This is a genomic window from Bacillus sp. FSL K6-3459 (genome assembly GCF_038003305.1).
Classification (GTDB): Bacteria; Bacillota; Bacilli; order Bacillales; family Bacillaceae; genus Bacillus; species Bacillus pumilus_O.
Window position 1 is genome coordinate 1149944 of record NZ_JBBOOW010000001.1, and the last position, 15474, is coordinate 1165417.

Consider the following 15474-nt stretch of genomic DNA (forward strand, 5'->3'; position numbering starts at 1 on the left):
CATTTTGCCTATTCGCTCTCTTATAGACGAAAAAGCTATAATACGGTCATCAAAGACTAAGGGGCGAACTGAATGAATACAGCGATCATGGATAATGGAAAGCTTATTCGTATTACACATCATTTATCTAAAAACCGGCTAGAGCATGTCAGGACGACGTGCAAGTTTTACTGCCCAGAATGCAGGGAAGAAGTGCAATTAAAGCTTGGTGAACAACGTGTCTATCATTTTGCACATAAACAGCTCACTGCATGTCCACTAGCCTCAGGCGAGACGGCTTATCATCAGGCGGGAAAAGAAGCTATTATGAATTGGCTTCAGCGGCTTGGGCATAAACCGGTGCTTGAAAAGTATGTGTCAAAGGTTCATCAGCGTCCTGACGTGGCCGTCTCTATTGGAGGAACAAGCTATGCCATCGAATATCAATGTTCAAATATTTCACGGCAAGAGCTCCGTAAAAGGACAGCAGGACTCCGTCAAGCAGGGCACTTCCCTATATGGATCATAGGAGCAAATCGTTTAAAGCGAAAATCTGCCCAGCTCTTTTCCTTCTCCTCGATTCATTGGGGAATGTTGAGGGAATCACAGAAAGGGAGTCTGATTTTTTACTGTCCGCATCAGAATCGATTCATCCATCTTGCTCAATTCCTTGTATTTCAACCAACAAAAATATGTGCCGCCATGACTGTCAGATCGCCAACAGCATACCGCCAATTTTCAGATATCCTTTCGCAGCCCTCAAGCAAGAGCACGGTCTCAAAACAATGGCTAAGATGTATACAGCAATTTAGGCAGCGACCTCCTCGTATTTTATCAAATGAAAGCAAACGATTAAGAGACGTTTTTTATGAGCATCATCAAACAGCTTTCCCTTTTCTCCCTGCTGAATTATTTATCCCGCTACGAGAAGCGTACATCTTTACAAGCCCTGTTTATGTCTGGCAGGGGTGTCTATATGATTGGATGATAAGAAAAAAAGGAAGCAGTCCAGTAACGATTCAGCTGCTGATGAAAGAAATCAAGCGGTGTATCCAGATGAAAGAAGTAAAGCTTCGTTATGGCGATGTTTCAATAGAAGAATTAAAAGAGGTCATCACATCATATGTACATGCGCTTGTCAGACAAGGGTTTTTGCACATGACGAAAGAGGGTAATTATGAAGTAGCGTCAAAACAAATGCCGATACAAACAGTAGATGAAGCGTTCAAACGAGATGCTTTCTTATTTCATTAGCATGTTTCATGCCCACTTTGATCATGATAAGAAAAAGGTGGTGCTGCGATTGAATAGAAAGAAACGCTTTTTTCTCATTTTTTTAGTCTGTTTGGTATTTATTTCTGCATATGATTTGACAAATATAGTTCAAAACAAAGAAGATAAATACAACACCAATTTCTTTCACTTTCCGAAAGGTTGGTTTAACACAACTTATGCAAGGGGGATTCATATGACTTCAGAAAGCAATAACAACCATTTACCGGACAGAAGCGAAGTAAAAGAAGAAAACAAATGGCGACTTGAAGATATTTTTGAAAGCGTCGATGCATGGAATAAGGAATTTGAAGCGGTCAAAAAAGAAATTCCTAAGCTCGCTCAATTTAAAGGCAAGCTCGCTCATTCTGCTGATGTACTGTATGAAGCCCTAACCTTTCAGGATCAGCTTTCTGAAAAGCTTGGTAAGCTTTATACATATGCGCACATGAAATACGATGAGGATACAACGAATTCATCATTTCAAGCGCTGAATGATAAAGCATCGAATTTATTTACACAGCTCTCTAGTACCTCTGCTTATATTGTTCCAGAGATTTTATCGATTCAAGAAGATAAATTGCAGCAGTTTATCTTGGAAAAAGAAGAATTAAAACTGTATTCTCATGCTCTTGAAGAAATTAATAAAGAACGTCCGCATATCCTAAGTGAGGAGCAAGAGGCCTTATTAGCTGAGGCATCTGAACCTCTCTCAACTTCATCTACTACTTTTAGTATGTTTAACAATGCTGATATTTCGTTCCCTTCTGTAAAGGATGAAAATGGGGAAGAAAAGAAAATTACCCATGGCAACTTCATCACATTTTTAAACAGTGATGACCGTGAAGTGAGAAAGAATGCCTTTAAAGCTGTGTATAAAACGTATGATCAGTATAAAAACACGCTTGCTTCGACACTGAGCGGTTCGATTAAAAAGGATAATTTTTATGCAAAAGTACGAAATTATAAATCGGCAAGAGAATCAGCACTATCTCGAAACAGTATTCCAGAAGAAGTATATGACAATCTTATTGATACTGTTCATCAATATTTACCGTTACTACACCGTTATATTGAATTACGTAAAAAGGTGTTAAAGCTTGATGAAGTGCACAATTATGACTTGTATACGCCACTTGTAAAAGATGCTGGAATGAAGCTAACCTACGATGAAGCTAAGGATTATATGCTAAAAGGGTTAGCGCCATTAGGAGAAGATTATGTCTCTGTATTAAAAGAGGGACTCAATAATCGCTGGGTAGACGTTTATGAGAATAAAGGAAAACGTAGCGGTGCGTATTCATCTGGAAGCTATGGCACAAATCCATATATCCTTATGAACTGGCAAAATAATATTGATAATTTATTTACACTGGCTCATGAATTTGGGCACTCTGTCCACAGCTACTATACAAGAAAGCACCAGCCATATCCGTATGGAAACTACAGCATCTTTGTAGCTGAAGTAGCTTCCACGACAAACGAAGCGTTACTAGGCGAATATTTGCTGAATCATCTAGATGATAAAAAGCAGCGTTTGTATGTGCTAAATCACTTGCTAGAAGGGTTTAGAGGAACGGTATTCAGACAGACGATGTTTGCTGAGTTTGAGCATCTCATTCATGTGAAAGCACAAGAAGGAGAGGCTTTAACACCAGAATTCATGACGAATCTTTATTACGACCTGAATAAGAAGTATTTTGGAGACGGTATGGTTGTGGATAAAGAAATTGGACTAGAATGGACGAGAATCCCTCACTTCTATTACAACTATTATGTTTATCAATATGCAACAGGCTATAGTGCTGCACAGGCATTAAGCAAACAAATCTTAGAAGAAGGAAAACCTGCGGTGGAGCGCTACACAGACTTCCTTAAAGCAGGTAGCTCTGATTACCCAATTAATGTGCTGAAAAAAGCAGGTGTTGATATGGCTTCCAAAGAACCAATCGAAGCAGCATGTCAATTGTTTGAAGAAAAATTAAAAGAAATGGAAGAGCTCATCTCTAAAACGGGTGAGTAATGAAAAGACTTCTGTCAGACGTGTGAGTGCAAACTCATCTTTTGACAGGAGTTTTTTTCTCATAAAAAAAGACCTCTCCATTTAGAGGCCCGCTTCTTCTCATCAACCTTTAAATCCCTTAAAGGTCTTCCTGTGGTTCATTCGATAAAGTGTAAAAAGGATTGCAGCAAATAAGAGTGGTGATGTGAGATAAAGAGGAAGCATTTTCATTAAGCCTAATATATTTAAAAAGAAACAGAAGCCAATGGAAACAAGTCCAATGGTTGTGCTGCGCATGCAGATCCCTCCATTTTTTCGTTACTTTCACTATATGAAAGTGACAACCCTCTTATGTTTTGTGACAAAAATATGAACATATAGTATATCTGTTGTCATAAGTCGACAAAATTTGATATACTACAGATGTGAAATTAATCACATACAAACATTACCCCTTTGTTTGACCGTGAAAAATTTCTCCCATCCCCTTTGTTGTCGTTAAGACATAGTGAAACCGCGCTTATCCCGGCGCGGTTTCTTCGTGGTTTGAAAAAGAACAAATGTTCTTTTGGGGGTAAAGAAAAAACATGGGTCAGCACCCATGTTCATTCTCACAACGATAGACATCAAGATCTGAATGATGTTCATCTTCTTTATAGCGCCAAAACATTTCTTGATGCACTTGGACACGTTCGACTTTTTTAGCGAAAGCCAGCTTTTTCATTTCTCGTTCAACTTCATCAAGTGTCAAGTCATAAACGACCGCAATTTCTTTAGCAGATGCAAATTGAAAGTAAGCAATAAACCATTCAATTGGAGGTCGTTCTGAAGGAGTTGGGTTTTCACCAATCATTTCAAAAAGGATTTCCTCGTATACATCATAAGAGTACGCACCTGAAATTTTTAATCCTTCATCTCCGTTTACTGTATTAAAAAAGGCAAAGGTCGGAAGCTCAGAAACGTCCATTTCAGCGGCAATTTTCATATCACATTTTAGTGCTTTGACAGCACTTTGAGAATGAATATCGCGCTGAAATTCCTCGATGTCTAGTCCAGCGCTTTTTGCATTTTCTAGTAGCACATGTTCACTTGTGACATCTTGCTGATGACAAAAAAGTGATTCTTGAATGAGACGAAGAAATTTCATTCCGCATTTTCTGCCTTGAAGTTCAGCCGCTTTTAATGCAAGCGCGGCGAGGTAGGGTGAAGTTACAATTTGTTCAGACAGCATTTGTTCTTTTTTAGTCTGAGTTTTGGTCGCAAATTTCCCCCATGCTTCGGTCAGTAAATGCTTTTTTCGTTTTCGATTCAATGCATTAATACTAGAACTTGTCACCGTTCGTAAAGTGAAAAAACGGCCGTACTTCATTTTCAATTTTTTAATGGATGGCTCTAATAACCAGCAGTCTGGACTTAGAGGGTCAATGAATACATAGATTTCAATCGGCTTTTGAGGATGTCCGTGACAGTGTGAGAAATATTGATCATGCGTATTGCAGCTCAAGATCGTCCATCCTTTTCACGTGTTTGATTGACCATATGACGAGCCGTTAAAGAAAGCCGCTCAAATAAAAAGTCACGAATATCGCCGGTTAATCCTACTTGATCCATTGCATCCTCCATGCATTCAAGCCATGCGTCAGCCCGCTCCTCAGTAATCGGAAAAGGGAGATGTCTCGCCCGTAGCATAGGGTGTCCATGCTCCTCTGTATAAAGCGGGGGTCCGCCTAAATATTGCGTTAAAAACTGTTTTTGTTTTCTTGCTGTTTCTTTTAAGTCATCCGGGAAAATAGGATGAAGCAAAGGATGACACTTTACATTTTCATAAAAAGTATCAACAAGTTGCGATAGAAGTTCCTCTCCAACCGCTTCGTAAGGTGCGTTAAACGATTGTACCATGTTGACTACTCCTTTTACTCGTAGTTAATAGGATGACACACCCTATTGCAAATTCATTTATTTCAAAAGTGATATTCAGTTTGTTCTATTTGATTGTTTCTATTCTTGTGTACTTATTTTAACAACCTCAACTCAATTCCACAAACAAACCGCTTTGGTCTATTGGAAATAAGGGGAGAGGCGGGTTCCGTGATCAATTGACCATATCATAACACATTCAGTCAAAAAAGGGTGAAAAGCGTCATACAAAAAACCGAAGAGGTTATTCTCTTCGGTTTAAGCGAAATATTGTGCTGTGATTTTCTTTACATAATTTTGTGTTTCTTTAAATGGTGGAATGTCGCCGTATTTATCCACATTTCCTGAGCCTGCATTGTAAGCAGCTAAGGCGAGTGAGACATCTCCATTATATTTCTGAAGCATTTGTTTTATATACTTCGTGCCACCCTCGATGTTTTGGGCCGCATCAAAGGCATTATTCACGCCAAGTGACTTAGCAGTGGATGGCATGAGCTGCATGAGGCCAAGTGCGCCTGCATGGCTGACTGCATTCGTACGATAGCCGGATTCTTGCTTGATGACTGCATGAATCAGCTTTTCTGGAACACCATGTTTTTGAGCCATTTGTGACACAATTTGATTAATTTCTTTTGAAGATGAGCCGCTTGAAACAGCCTTTTGAAGCGGCGGCGTGTAGCTGTTGTTTAAGACATTCCCAATACCATTCGCTGTATTCAATTGAGCGTCATTCGCATATGAAGGTTGAGCTTGAAGCTGTTCACCGCCAGAGATAGCAGATAAGTATGGGTTTGTACGCGCATATTGCGTGTTCGGAGCCGTTGATGGGTCCGTTCCCATAAATGCAGAAATAGAAAGCGGCAGGCGTGATAATTCTGATCCGCCTAAAAAATCTTGCAGCAGTGACTGAAATGAAGCTTGTGCATTCGATTCTTGGCCACCCGGCATTTGCGTTTGGCCAGGTTCTGATTGTAACGTTTTAAGCGCTTGGAGCTGCATAAAGGATTGAAGTTGATTGACGTTCATCATGTTCCTCCTTCAAGGAATTCATCTATTCTGTGTTTTCATTTTCTCTTCATAAAAACGTACGACTTTGTTTTTCGTGTTTCGTACAGGGATTTTGAATTGTTGGAGCAATGCGGAGAAAGCGGCTTGTCCGATTTCCAGGTCGCTCACTTCAAATTCAAGTTCATAGTCCTCTACTGTTAAATATCGGCTGTGATCCAAAACAATTAAGCCTTCTTTGATCATTTTTTCAGCTCTTGACGTTTCAAGTGAACCAAAATACACAATTTGATCCTTTTGAATGTTCAGATGGTCAAGCCTGTCAGCCACTTCACCTTCTGGTAGCTGAAAATCGTCAAGGCTTGAAGGAGGAGCGATCGTTTGGTGGGTTTCGAGCAAGCCTATTTCGTGTGGTTCCTTTAACGTGAGAACCCACTGAGCGTCTTTTTCTCTCATTCTTAATGCAGCGAATTGAGATTTTATATCAAATTGAGGTGTATCAAAGTAATAGTTGGTTTGTGTGTGAAAATCAGAATCCTTCAATTGAAAATGTTGTTTCAACTGTTCAAATTCTTCTTTCATTAATAATTGCTTTAGTTCTATTTCGATTTCCTGTGCCATTTTGACATCAACCTTTCATTTAGAGGAAATATGATTATTGTACATGAAGTATGTTCATCATGTAAAAGACTGTTTTTATCTATTGTTTCTCTTTCCGTTTGTGCCAAAATCAATGGAAAATGACGTGAAAGTGTCATTTATAAGAAGAAAATAGGATTTTCTTAAAAAGTTCGTTTTATCAATATTGAACTTGATATGATAAAATAAAGCTGTACTTTGTTGTAAAGGAGATCATGATGCAAAACCGAATTGAAATCGCAGAAGCAACTTTAAAAGAAGACAGGCTGATTTTGACGACCAAGTCAGAAGAGCAAATCCAAAAAGCAAAAGCATCAGGACAAATGCTTGTTGATTCTGATCACTTTGCGTTCGTTTACATACTTGAAAATGAGGAGTCCTTCTCATATCTTATCTTAGGAGAACATACATGGGCTCCATTAAAAGAAGCAATGACACTTGATATCCCTGTCTATTTGGCAGCAGGAGGACATTCGTTAGAACTCATTCAGCTTCATCAAGAATTACACTATTTAATCGACAATATTAAAGACAATGCCAATTACGGAGATATGGAAGAGAAAGTGAAGAGCACATTCCTCTGAAATAATTAGGTATATGGAATTGGGGGAAGTTTCATGGACAAAAAACAATGGGATCAATTCCTCGCACCGTATAAACAAGCAGTCGAAGAATTAAAAGTGAAACTAAAAGGCATTCGAAAGCTGTATGAATTCGAGGATGACCATTCACCAGTAGAATTTGTCACAGGCCGAGTGAAACCCGTTGCCAGCATATTAGAAAAGGCAAAGCGTAAAGATATTCCAATGCATGAAATTGAAACGATGCAGGATATTGCTGGGCTTCGCATTATGTGCCAGTTTGTAGAAGACATACAAGTCGTGAAAAAAATGCTCCAGTCACGAAAAGACTTCGTGGTTGTTGATAAACGCGACTATATTGCAGAGCATAAAGAAAGCGGATACCGTTCGTACCACCTTGTTGTGTTATATCCGCTGCAAACGATCAACGGAGAGAAGCAGCTCCTTGTCGAAATCCAAATTCGTACACTTGCGATGAATTTTTGGGCGACGATTGAGCATTCTCTGAATTATAAATATAGCGGGAATATCCCGGAGAAAGTCAAGCTGCGCCTTCAAAGAGCTTCTGAGGCAGCGTCTCTTCTTGATGATGAGATGTCTGAAATTAGAGGGGAAATTCAAGAAGCACAAGTAGCATTTTCCCGGAAAAAGAAAAACGATAGCTGAGCCTGTGCTTGATCAAATATGAAGCTGCCCACTCATAGCAGCAAGGTGGAAAAGGAGAAGAATTAATGAAATTTGCAGTTTCTTCTAAAGGGAATTCTGTATCTGATACACTCAAAAATAAAATTCAGACCTACTTATTGGATTTCGGGATGGAACTCAATGAAGAGGAACCAGATCTTGTCATTACGGTTGGTGGAGACGGCACCCTTCTCTATGCGTTTCACCGTTATAGTGACCGCCTGAATGAAACAGCTTTTGTCGGTGTTCATACAGGTCATCTTGGTTTTTATGCTGACTGGGTGCCAAGTGAAATTGAAAAACTCGTCTTAGCTATTGCGAAAACGCCTTATCACATTGTGGAATATCCGATCTTAGAAGTCATTGTCAGATACAACGACGGCGGCAGAGAAGAGAAATATTTAGCCATGAATGAATGTACGATTAAGAGTATGGAAGGGACACTAGTGGCAGATGTTGAAATTAGGGGTCAGCTGTTTGAAACATTCAGAGGTGACGGTCTTTGTCTGTCTACACCGTCTGGCAGTACAGCCTATAATAAAGCACTTGGGGGCGCCATTATTCACCCTTCCATTAGAGCCATTCAGCTGGCAGAAATGGCTTCCATCAACAACAGAGTGTTTCGAACGGTCGGTTCGCCGCTGATTTTACCAGACCATCATACTTGTGTCATTAAACCGAGGAATGATGTCGATTTTCAGGTAACCATTGATCATTTGACGCTGCTTCATAAGGACGTCAAATCCATTCAATGCCGGGTAGCAGACGAGAATGTCCGTTTTGCCCGATTTAGACCATTTCCGTTTTGGAAAAGGGTGCAAGATTCCTTTATCGGAAAAGGAGAATAAGAAAGAGGTCGTTCTCGCTGGAATACTTTACGTTAAACAAAACCATGACAGCCAAAGAAGAGGGGCTGCTTTTAAAGGATTATTTAATAGATCTTGGTATTTCGAAAAGAATGCTGACAGATATTAAATTTGATGGCGGTGATCTCCTCATTAATGGAGAGCATGTGACTGTGAGATACAAGCTGCATAATGGAGACAGGCTCACCATTTTATTCCCAGAGGAAAAAGTGAGTGAAGGGCTAAAGCCTGCTCCGATTCCGCTTGATATTTTATTTGAGGATGAGCATGTCCTTGTGCTGAATAAAAGGCCATATATTCCGTCCATTCCTTCTCGGGAGCACCCAGAGTATAGTATTGCAAATGGGTTATTGCACCATTATGCAGAGCAGTCTGTTCGGCTGACAGTTCATTTAGTGAATCGTCTTGATCGTGATACATCTGGCGTCATGCTTGTGGCCAAGCATCGCTTTGCCCACAGCCTTTTATCAAAAGCGCAGAAAAGTGGAGCGGTCAAACGAACATACAGAGCGTTTACACATGGCATGATCAAAGAAAAGCATGGAACCATTTGTGCAAAAATTGCCCGAAAAGGAGATAGTATCATTGAGCGAATGGTCGATGATACTGGACAGGAAGCTGTGACGCATTTTACAGTACGAGCAGTGGACGCTGAGTTGAACATGTCAGATGTGACGCTCGCACTTGAAACGGGGAGAACCCATCAAATTCGTGTTCACATGCAGTATCTTGGTTACCCACTCATCGGAGATACGTTATATGGCGGAACGAATGAGCGGATGAACCGGCAGGCACTGCATAGTGAGACTCTTGTCTTTCCTCATCCGATGACTGGGGAGGAAATGACATTCTCGGCTCCGCTTCCTGAAGACATGAAATCATTGCTGCTTTAAATAGAGAAACCCGGCTACCTGCAAGCGCAGGACCGGGTTTTTTATGATGTAAAATGCTGAAACCTTGAATAGTCATAAGGCATAGAGGAAGGAACAGAAACTGTTTCAAGCTCAGGATATTTAAGGGCAGACAGCCGGTGGCCGAATACACAGCCTGTATCAATGTTGACGGTTCTGCCAACGACTCGCGGTTCTTTCACTGGTGTATGTCCGTAGACAATCCATGGTTTTCCGCGATATTCCTTTGCCCAATCTTTCCGCACAGGTCGTCCATCCGGCCACGTTTCTCCTGTGACTGCGCCAAATAATAGATAGGATCGCATCTGTTTGTTCGGCTTTCTACCAATGTCCTTTTCTTTCATCGCTGCGTGAGCAATCACCAGTTCATTAGGAATAAGTACATCATAAAGCGGAGCCTTTTCAAACAACTGCTTAAATTCATGTGACAATGTCGTTTGTTCATGAAGCGGCAGTTGTTTTATTTCATTTACAGTGGTTTCGATGCCATGAAGTAATTTCACAGGATTTCCTTTCAAATAGCGATAAAGCTTAAAGCAATGGTTGCCAGGTACGTAGCGGATCGCGCCGTGTGAGTAGGCATGAATGACAAAGCGCATGACATTTACTGACTGAGGGCCTCGATCTGTTAAATCACCAACAAGTGCTAGCGTTCTCTTATCAGGATGGACGGGTAATCCATGTTTGAGTTCGTATCCTAGTTTGTGTATGAGGGTAAGTAGCTCTTCGTAGCAGCCGTGGATATCACCAATGATATCAAATTTCATAAGATTTCCTCCTGATCTTTCTCATCCATTCATCGGGGTTAAAGAAGTTTGAATTTTAGAACATATAACGAATGGCTTTCTTTTCATTTAGGCAATTGTTAGAATCAATGCTTTAACGTAAACCTTAAAAGATTAAACATCAATGTTAGGAGGCTTTAGCCAATGGAGCATACATCTGTTTCATCACTCGTTGTCGTCATTATTGTTGCCTTTTTCACCCCACTTTTATTGCACCGATTTAAGCTGACCATTCCGGTCGTTGTTGCTGAAATCATCATGGGGCTCATCATTGGAAAAAGCGGTCTTCAACTGGTAGTTGAGCATGATGCATGGTTAGATACGTTATCCATGCTCGGTTTTATTTTTCTGATGTTTTTAAGTGGACTTGAAATAGATTTTTCTTCTTTTGAGTCAAAGAAGAAACCACGAGAACTACCAAATGGTCTAAAAGAACCAAATACGTTTAAAGCAGCCACTATAGTTTTTCTTGGCGTATTTAGTATTTCTTTTATTCTGTCTTATGCGTTTGTCCTTGCAGGGTTTATCCAAAATGCATTTTTAATGACGCTCATTATATCGACAATCTCATTAGGGGTAGTGGTTCCTACTTTAAAAGAGGAAAAGCTGATGCAGACAAATATCGGTCAAATCATCTTGCTTGTCGCTGTCATTGCGGATTTGGTGACGATGATTTTACTTGCTGTATTCTCCTCCATTTATGGCGATGGTACAGGGAATATGTGGCTTCTGCTCTTATTATTTGCTGCGGGCATCCTTCTTTATTTATTTGGCCGCGTATTTAAGACAAAGTCAATTTTTCAGTCCATGTCAAAAGGGACCGTGCAAATTGGGACAAGGGCGATCTTTACTCTCATTATAGTCTTAGTTGCCTTATCTGAATCACTCGGTGCTGAAAATATTCTTGGAGCGTTTTTAGCGGGCGTACTCGTGTCCCTTCTCTCGCCGAATAAAGAGCTTGTTCAGCAACTGGATTCATTTGGCTACGGATTTTTGATCCCCATCTTCTTTGTGATGGTCGGAGTGGACTTGAATATATGGGCACTATTCAAAGACCCAACCATTATGATCATGATCCCGCTGCTATTTATTGCCTTACTGATTAGTAAGCTCATCCCGATTCTTTATTTGAAAAAATGGTATGATATGAAAAAAGTGATCGGCTCTGGCTTTTTATTAACATCGACGTTATCACTCGTCATTGCCGCTGCGACGATCGGGGAGCGTCTCGGAGTCATTGACCATAAAATGTCCGGCGCGCTCATTTTAGTTGCGATACTCACGAGTATTTTAACGCCGGTTTGGTTTAAAGCGCTATTTAAAAAAGAACAGGCTGCGAGCCATAAAAAACGTGTGACCTTTATTGGTGCAAATCAGCTGACTTTACCTGTTACACTCGATTTACATCAGGATGAATATGATATTCGAATTTTGCATGTCTTTCAAGAAAATAAAGAAGCGCTGCTTGCAGACTCCATCTTTGAAGTCGAATCGATTGAAGAGTACAACGATGAGACGCTGCGAAAGGCAGGTGTTGGCCAGGAGGATGTTCTCGTCGTCGCAACTGGCAGTGAGACGAAAAATAAGGAAATTGCTTTATTTGCAAAGGAAGAAGGAGCGAAACAAGTTATTGCCAGTGTGAACAAAGCTGAGGCAGAGCTGGAATTGAAGGAAGCAGGAATTGATACGTTTTCTAATTTCCTATCATCTAAAACGGTGCTTAGAGCCTTGATTGAAGCACCTGATGCGATTCGATTATTAACAAATGAGGATACTTCCTTGTATCAAATTCAAATGAACAATCATCGCTATCACAATGTCATGCTGAGGGAATTTCCGTTTACTGGCGATTTGGTCTTTGTCCGTATTTTCAGAGGGATTGACAGTCTAGTCCCACACGGAGATACGACGCTTAGAAGCGGAGACCGTGTGCTTGTATCGGGCTCTCGTGAATATGTGGCAGGACTAAGAGCCCAATTAGAGTAACAATGAACCCTTGACCAATGAACAATTCCTGATTAAGATAGATGTACAACATCATATATTTGATCCACTAGGGGAGTCCTTTAAAAGGGCTGAGATAAAAGTATTGACTTTTAGACCCTCATTACCTGAACAGGTTCATACCTGCGTAGGGAAGTGGTGCGGTTTTTGACTATGCTTTTGACAAATTCCAAGCCACTTTCCATGCGGAAAGTGGCTTTTTTATATGGAAAAACAGGAGGAGAGAAACATGACGTTTTCAACTGAATGTAAAGAAGCAGCAGCAACATGGTGGAATGGAAGCTTCGTACACCCCTTTGTGAAAGGAATTGGAGATGGCACGCTGTCACTTGATCGTTTCACTTATTATGTGATGCAGGATTCATATTATTTAACTCATTTTGCAAAGGTTCAAGCATATGGAGCGGCGATTAGTGAGGACTTACATACGACGGGCAGAATGGCGTATCATGCGCAGGGAACGTATGAAGCAGAGCTATCGCTGCATAGAAAGTTTACAGAGCTTTTAAAGATTTCAGATGAAGCCATCAAGAACTTTAAGCCGTCTCCCACTGCTTATGCGTATACCTCTCATATGTACCGATCTGTGAAAAGCGGACGATTCGAAGAGATATTGGCTGCGTTATTGCCGTGCTACTGGCTTTATTATGAGGTGGGTGAAAAGCTGAAACAAACCACACCTGACCATCCGATTTATCAAGAATGGATTTTGACATATGGAGGGGATTGGTTTAAGGAACTCGTCTTTGAACAGGTCAACCGCTTTGATGAACTAGCCGAAAAAGCACCAGAACATGTGCGGGCCAATATGAAAGAAAATTTTGTGATTTCTAGCTATTACGAATACCATTTCTGGGAGATGGCGTATCAAAAAGAAATGTGGCAAACAGCATGCTTAGATGGGGTTGGTGCAAATGGAACTCCACGCAGTGACAAATGATTCGCTTCCTGCAAAAGAGCTGTTCAAACAAATAATAGCCATTGCATCTGAAGTGGATTTTATTCATATCCGGGAACGGTCTAAAACAGCAAGTGAGCTTGTTGATCTCGTGAAAAGTCTCCTTTTAGAAGGTGTTCCGAAAGAAAAGCTCATTATCAACGACAGAGTAGACGTTGCGCTACTCACTAATATTCACCGGGTACATCTTCCGGGCCATAGCTTTTCGCCAAAAGAGCTGCGGCAAAAATTCCCTCACCTTCATGCGGGCGTCTCTGTTCATTCGATTGAAGAAGGGAAAGCAGCTGAGAAAAATGGAGCAGAGTATGTCATATTTGGGCACGTATATGACACCACTTGTAAACCAGGACTTCAGGCAAGGGGCATACAGCTTGTGAAAGAACTGACATCTCTACTGACTATTCCAGTTGTGGCGATCGGTGGAGTGACACCTGAGCGCGTTCCGGAATTGAGACACACGAATGTGAAAGGAATTGCGGTCATGTCTGGAATTTTTACTCATCATCAGCCACGCAAAATGGCACAAGCATTTTCTAAACAAGTAAAGGAGAATCCTTATGAAGAAGCATTATGATGTGGCAATCATTGGTGGTGGAATCATAGGGATGTCCATTGCCTATCACCTTGTAAAAGCAGGAAAGCAGGTCGTCTTATTTGAGGCGAATGAGGTAGGGAAGCAAACGACAAGTGCGGCTGCTGGGATGCTTGGTGCCCATGCTGAAGGAGAGGGTCATGAGGATATTTTTTTTCAAGTAGGCAGAGCAAGCCAGGCATTGTACGAGAAGTTAAAAGTCGATTTACGGCATGAATCTGGCATTGATATTCGAACATCAGCGGGCGGTATCATGAAGGTAGCTTTTACAGAAGAGGAGAAACAAGCACTTTGCCGGATGCAGCATTTGTCTACATTTGAGTGGATGGACGCAGGTAGCGTAAAAAAATGCATGCCTCAAATGGCAGAGAACATCTTAGGAGCAGGTTTGATTAAAGAGGATGTTCATGTCGAACCTTATGCAGTATGCCGAGCATTTTGGCATGCGGCGGTCAGGTACGGGGCGGAAGTGAAAGAGTATACACCCGTGATCGAAGTGAAGCGGGAAAAAGAAGCGTTAGCGATTAGAACAACGATGGGAACATTCACATGTGATGACCTGACTGTTGCGAGTGGTGTGTGGTCTGGCCGTTTTTTTGAAGAGCTTGGATTATCTCATTCTCTTTATCCAGTAAAAGGAGAATGTGTGTCTGTATGGAACCATGGTCTAGCACTCGAACACACCATTTACCATGATCATTGTTACATCGTTCAACGAGATAGCGGCAAACTGATCGTTGGCGCAACGATGAAGCCAAACGAGTGGCAAACTGTTCCGACGCTTGGCGGCATTGAAGATGTCATTCAAAAAGCTTCTCAGCTGATGCCCTCAATCAAGGAGATGCCGATTGATCAGTGCTGGGCTGGCCTTCGTCCGGCGACAAATGACCGGCATCCCTACATTGGTAGACATCCAGAAGATCAGCGTATCCTTTTTGCGGCAGGGCATTACAGAAATGGTATTTTACTTGCCCCGATTACTGGAGAGATCATTCGCGACCTGATAATAGGTAAACCGGTCAAAAAGGAATGGCTTCACGCATTCCGTATTGGCCGAAAGGAGGCACTATTTGTATGAAAATTCAATTGAATGGCAGAATCGTTGATTTCGATCAAGAGAATGGAACGATCTATGACCTGTTATCGGACTATCAGCTTGAAAATCGAGTAGTGATTGTAGAAAAGAACCAAGAAATTATTGATAAAGAAGCGTTTCAACAAGTGAAAATTCAACCTAATGACACGATCGAAATCGTTCACTTTGTAGGAGGAGGATGAC

At 41.1% G+C, this 15474-nt stretch carries 17 protein-coding genes and 1 riboswitch; of the genes, 11 read left to right on the plus strand and 6 right to left on the minus strand.

What is annotated here, in order from left to right; all coding sequences use genetic code 11:
* The first annotated feature begins 72 nt into the window (after positions 1-72).
* Positions 73-1233: a competence protein CoiA gene (locus tag MHI35_RS05565; RefSeq protein WP_144522769.1), complete on the plus strand. Its 1161-nt coding sequence runs from the start codon at positions 73-75 to the stop codon at positions 1231-1233.
* 214 nt (positions 1234-1447) lie between these two features.
* A complete protein-coding gene (pepF, locus tag MHI35_RS05570; RefSeq protein WP_284553825.1) occupies positions 1448-3274 on the plus strand; it encodes an oligoendopeptidase F in 1827 nt (608 codons plus the stop codon).
* Positions 3275-3376: 102 nt separating this feature from the next.
* On the opposite strand, the gene MHI35_RS05575 is transcribed toward pepF, so the two are convergent.
* From MHI35_RS05575 to MHI35_RS05595, 5 genes are all read right to left on the minus strand, one after another.
* Positions 3377-3550, minus strand: a complete 174-nt coding sequence (locus MHI35_RS05575; protein WP_088003084.1) for a hypothetical protein — start codon at positions 3548-3550, stop codon at positions 3377-3379.
* A gap of 295 nt (positions 3551-3845) precedes the next feature.
* Positions 3846-4757, minus strand: a complete 912-nt coding sequence (locus tag MHI35_RS05580) for a ClpXP adapter SpxH family protein (protein ID WP_335348883.1) — start codon at positions 4755-4757, stop codon at positions 3846-3848.
* A complete protein-coding gene (locus MHI35_RS05585; protein ID WP_144522771.1) occupies positions 4754-5152 on the minus strand; it encodes a globin domain-containing protein in 399 nt (132 codons plus the stop codon). Before MHI35_RS05585 ends, MHI35_RS05580 begins: the two co-directional genes overlap by 4 nt.
* 276 nt (positions 5153-5428) lie before the next feature.
* Positions 5429-6196, minus strand: coding sequence for a lytic transglycosylase domain-containing protein (locus MHI35_RS05590; RefSeq protein ID WP_335348882.1), 768 nt, complete (start codon positions 6194-6196; stop codon positions 5429-5431).
* Between the two features lie 21 nt (positions 6197-6217).
* Positions 6218-6796 carry a CYTH domain-containing protein gene (locus MHI35_RS05595; RefSeq protein WP_217016708.1) on the minus strand — a complete coding sequence of 193 codons (579 nt, stop codon included), beginning with the start codon at positions 6794-6796 and terminating at the stop codon, positions 6218-6220.
* 236 nt (positions 6797-7032) lie between these two features.
* Between MHI35_RS05595 and MHI35_RS05600 the strand changes: the two genes are divergently transcribed.
* From MHI35_RS05600 to MHI35_RS05615, 4 genes are all read left to right on the plus strand, one after another.
* Positions 7033-7398 (plus strand): UPF0738 family protein, encoded by a 366-nt coding sequence (locus MHI35_RS05600; protein ID WP_335348881.1) that lies wholly within the window; start codon positions 7033-7035, stop codon positions 7396-7398.
* A 33-nt stretch (positions 7399-7431) separates the two neighbouring features.
* Positions 7432-8061, plus strand: coding sequence for a GTP pyrophosphokinase (locus tag MHI35_RS05605; protein ID WP_012009582.1), 630 nt, complete (start codon positions 7432-7434; stop codon positions 8059-8061).
* Positions 8062-8126: 65 nt separating this feature from the next.
* Positions 8127-8927 (plus strand): NAD kinase, encoded by an 801-nt coding sequence (locus tag MHI35_RS05610; RefSeq protein WP_058014287.1) that lies wholly within the window; start codon positions 8127-8129, stop codon positions 8925-8927.
* A 44-nt stretch (positions 8928-8971) separates the two neighbouring features.
* Positions 8972-9838 carry an RluA family pseudouridine synthase gene (locus MHI35_RS05615; protein WP_144522775.1) on the plus strand — a complete coding sequence of 289 codons (867 nt, stop codon included), beginning with the start codon at positions 8972-8974 and terminating at the stop codon, positions 9836-9838.
* 41 nt (positions 9839-9879) lie between these two features.
* Here MHI35_RS05615 and prpE read toward each other — a convergent pair whose 3' ends face one another.
* Complete coding sequence (prpE, locus tag MHI35_RS05620; protein WP_335348880.1) at positions 9880-10623, minus strand: bis(5'-nucleosyl)-tetraphosphatase PrpE; 744 nt, start codon at positions 10621-10623, stop codon at positions 9880-9882.
* A gap of 162 nt (positions 10624-10785) precedes the next feature.
* Between prpE and MHI35_RS05625 the strand changes: the two genes are divergently transcribed.
* From MHI35_RS05625 to thiS, 5 genes are all read left to right on the plus strand, one after another.
* Positions 10786-12627 (plus strand): monovalent cation:proton antiporter family protein, encoded by a 1842-nt coding sequence (locus tag MHI35_RS05625; protein ID WP_144522776.1) that lies wholly within the window; start codon positions 10786-10788, stop codon positions 12625-12627.
* A gap of 59 nt (positions 12628-12686) precedes the next feature.
* Positions 12687-12796, plus strand: a riboswitch (TPP riboswitch).
* Between the two features lie 78 nt (positions 12797-12874).
* Positions 12875-13585: a thiaminase II gene (gene tenA, locus MHI35_RS05630; RefSeq protein WP_144522777.1), complete on the plus strand. Its 711-nt coding sequence runs from the start codon at positions 12875-12877 to the stop codon at positions 13583-13585.
* The gene (gene tenI / locus MHI35_RS05635) at positions 13560-14177 is read left to right on the plus strand and encodes a thiazole tautomerase TenI (protein WP_335348879.1); all 618 of its coding nucleotides are present in this window, start codon (positions 13560-13562) and stop codon (positions 14175-14177) included. The genes tenA and tenI overlap by 26 nt, the downstream gene beginning before the upstream one ends.
* Positions 14161-15273: a glycine oxidase ThiO gene (gene thiO / locus MHI35_RS05640; RefSeq protein ID WP_335348878.1), complete on the plus strand. Its 1113-nt coding sequence runs from the start codon at positions 14161-14163 to the stop codon at positions 15271-15273. The genes tenI and thiO overlap by 17 nt, the downstream gene beginning before the upstream one ends.
* On the plus strand, positions 15270-15473 hold the full coding sequence (thiS, locus tag MHI35_RS05645; RefSeq protein ID WP_003210896.1) for a sulfur carrier protein ThiS: 204 nt from the start codon (positions 15270-15272) through the stop codon (positions 15471-15473). The genes thiO and thiS overlap by 4 nt, the downstream gene beginning before the upstream one ends.
* Position 15474 lies beyond the last annotated feature (1 nt).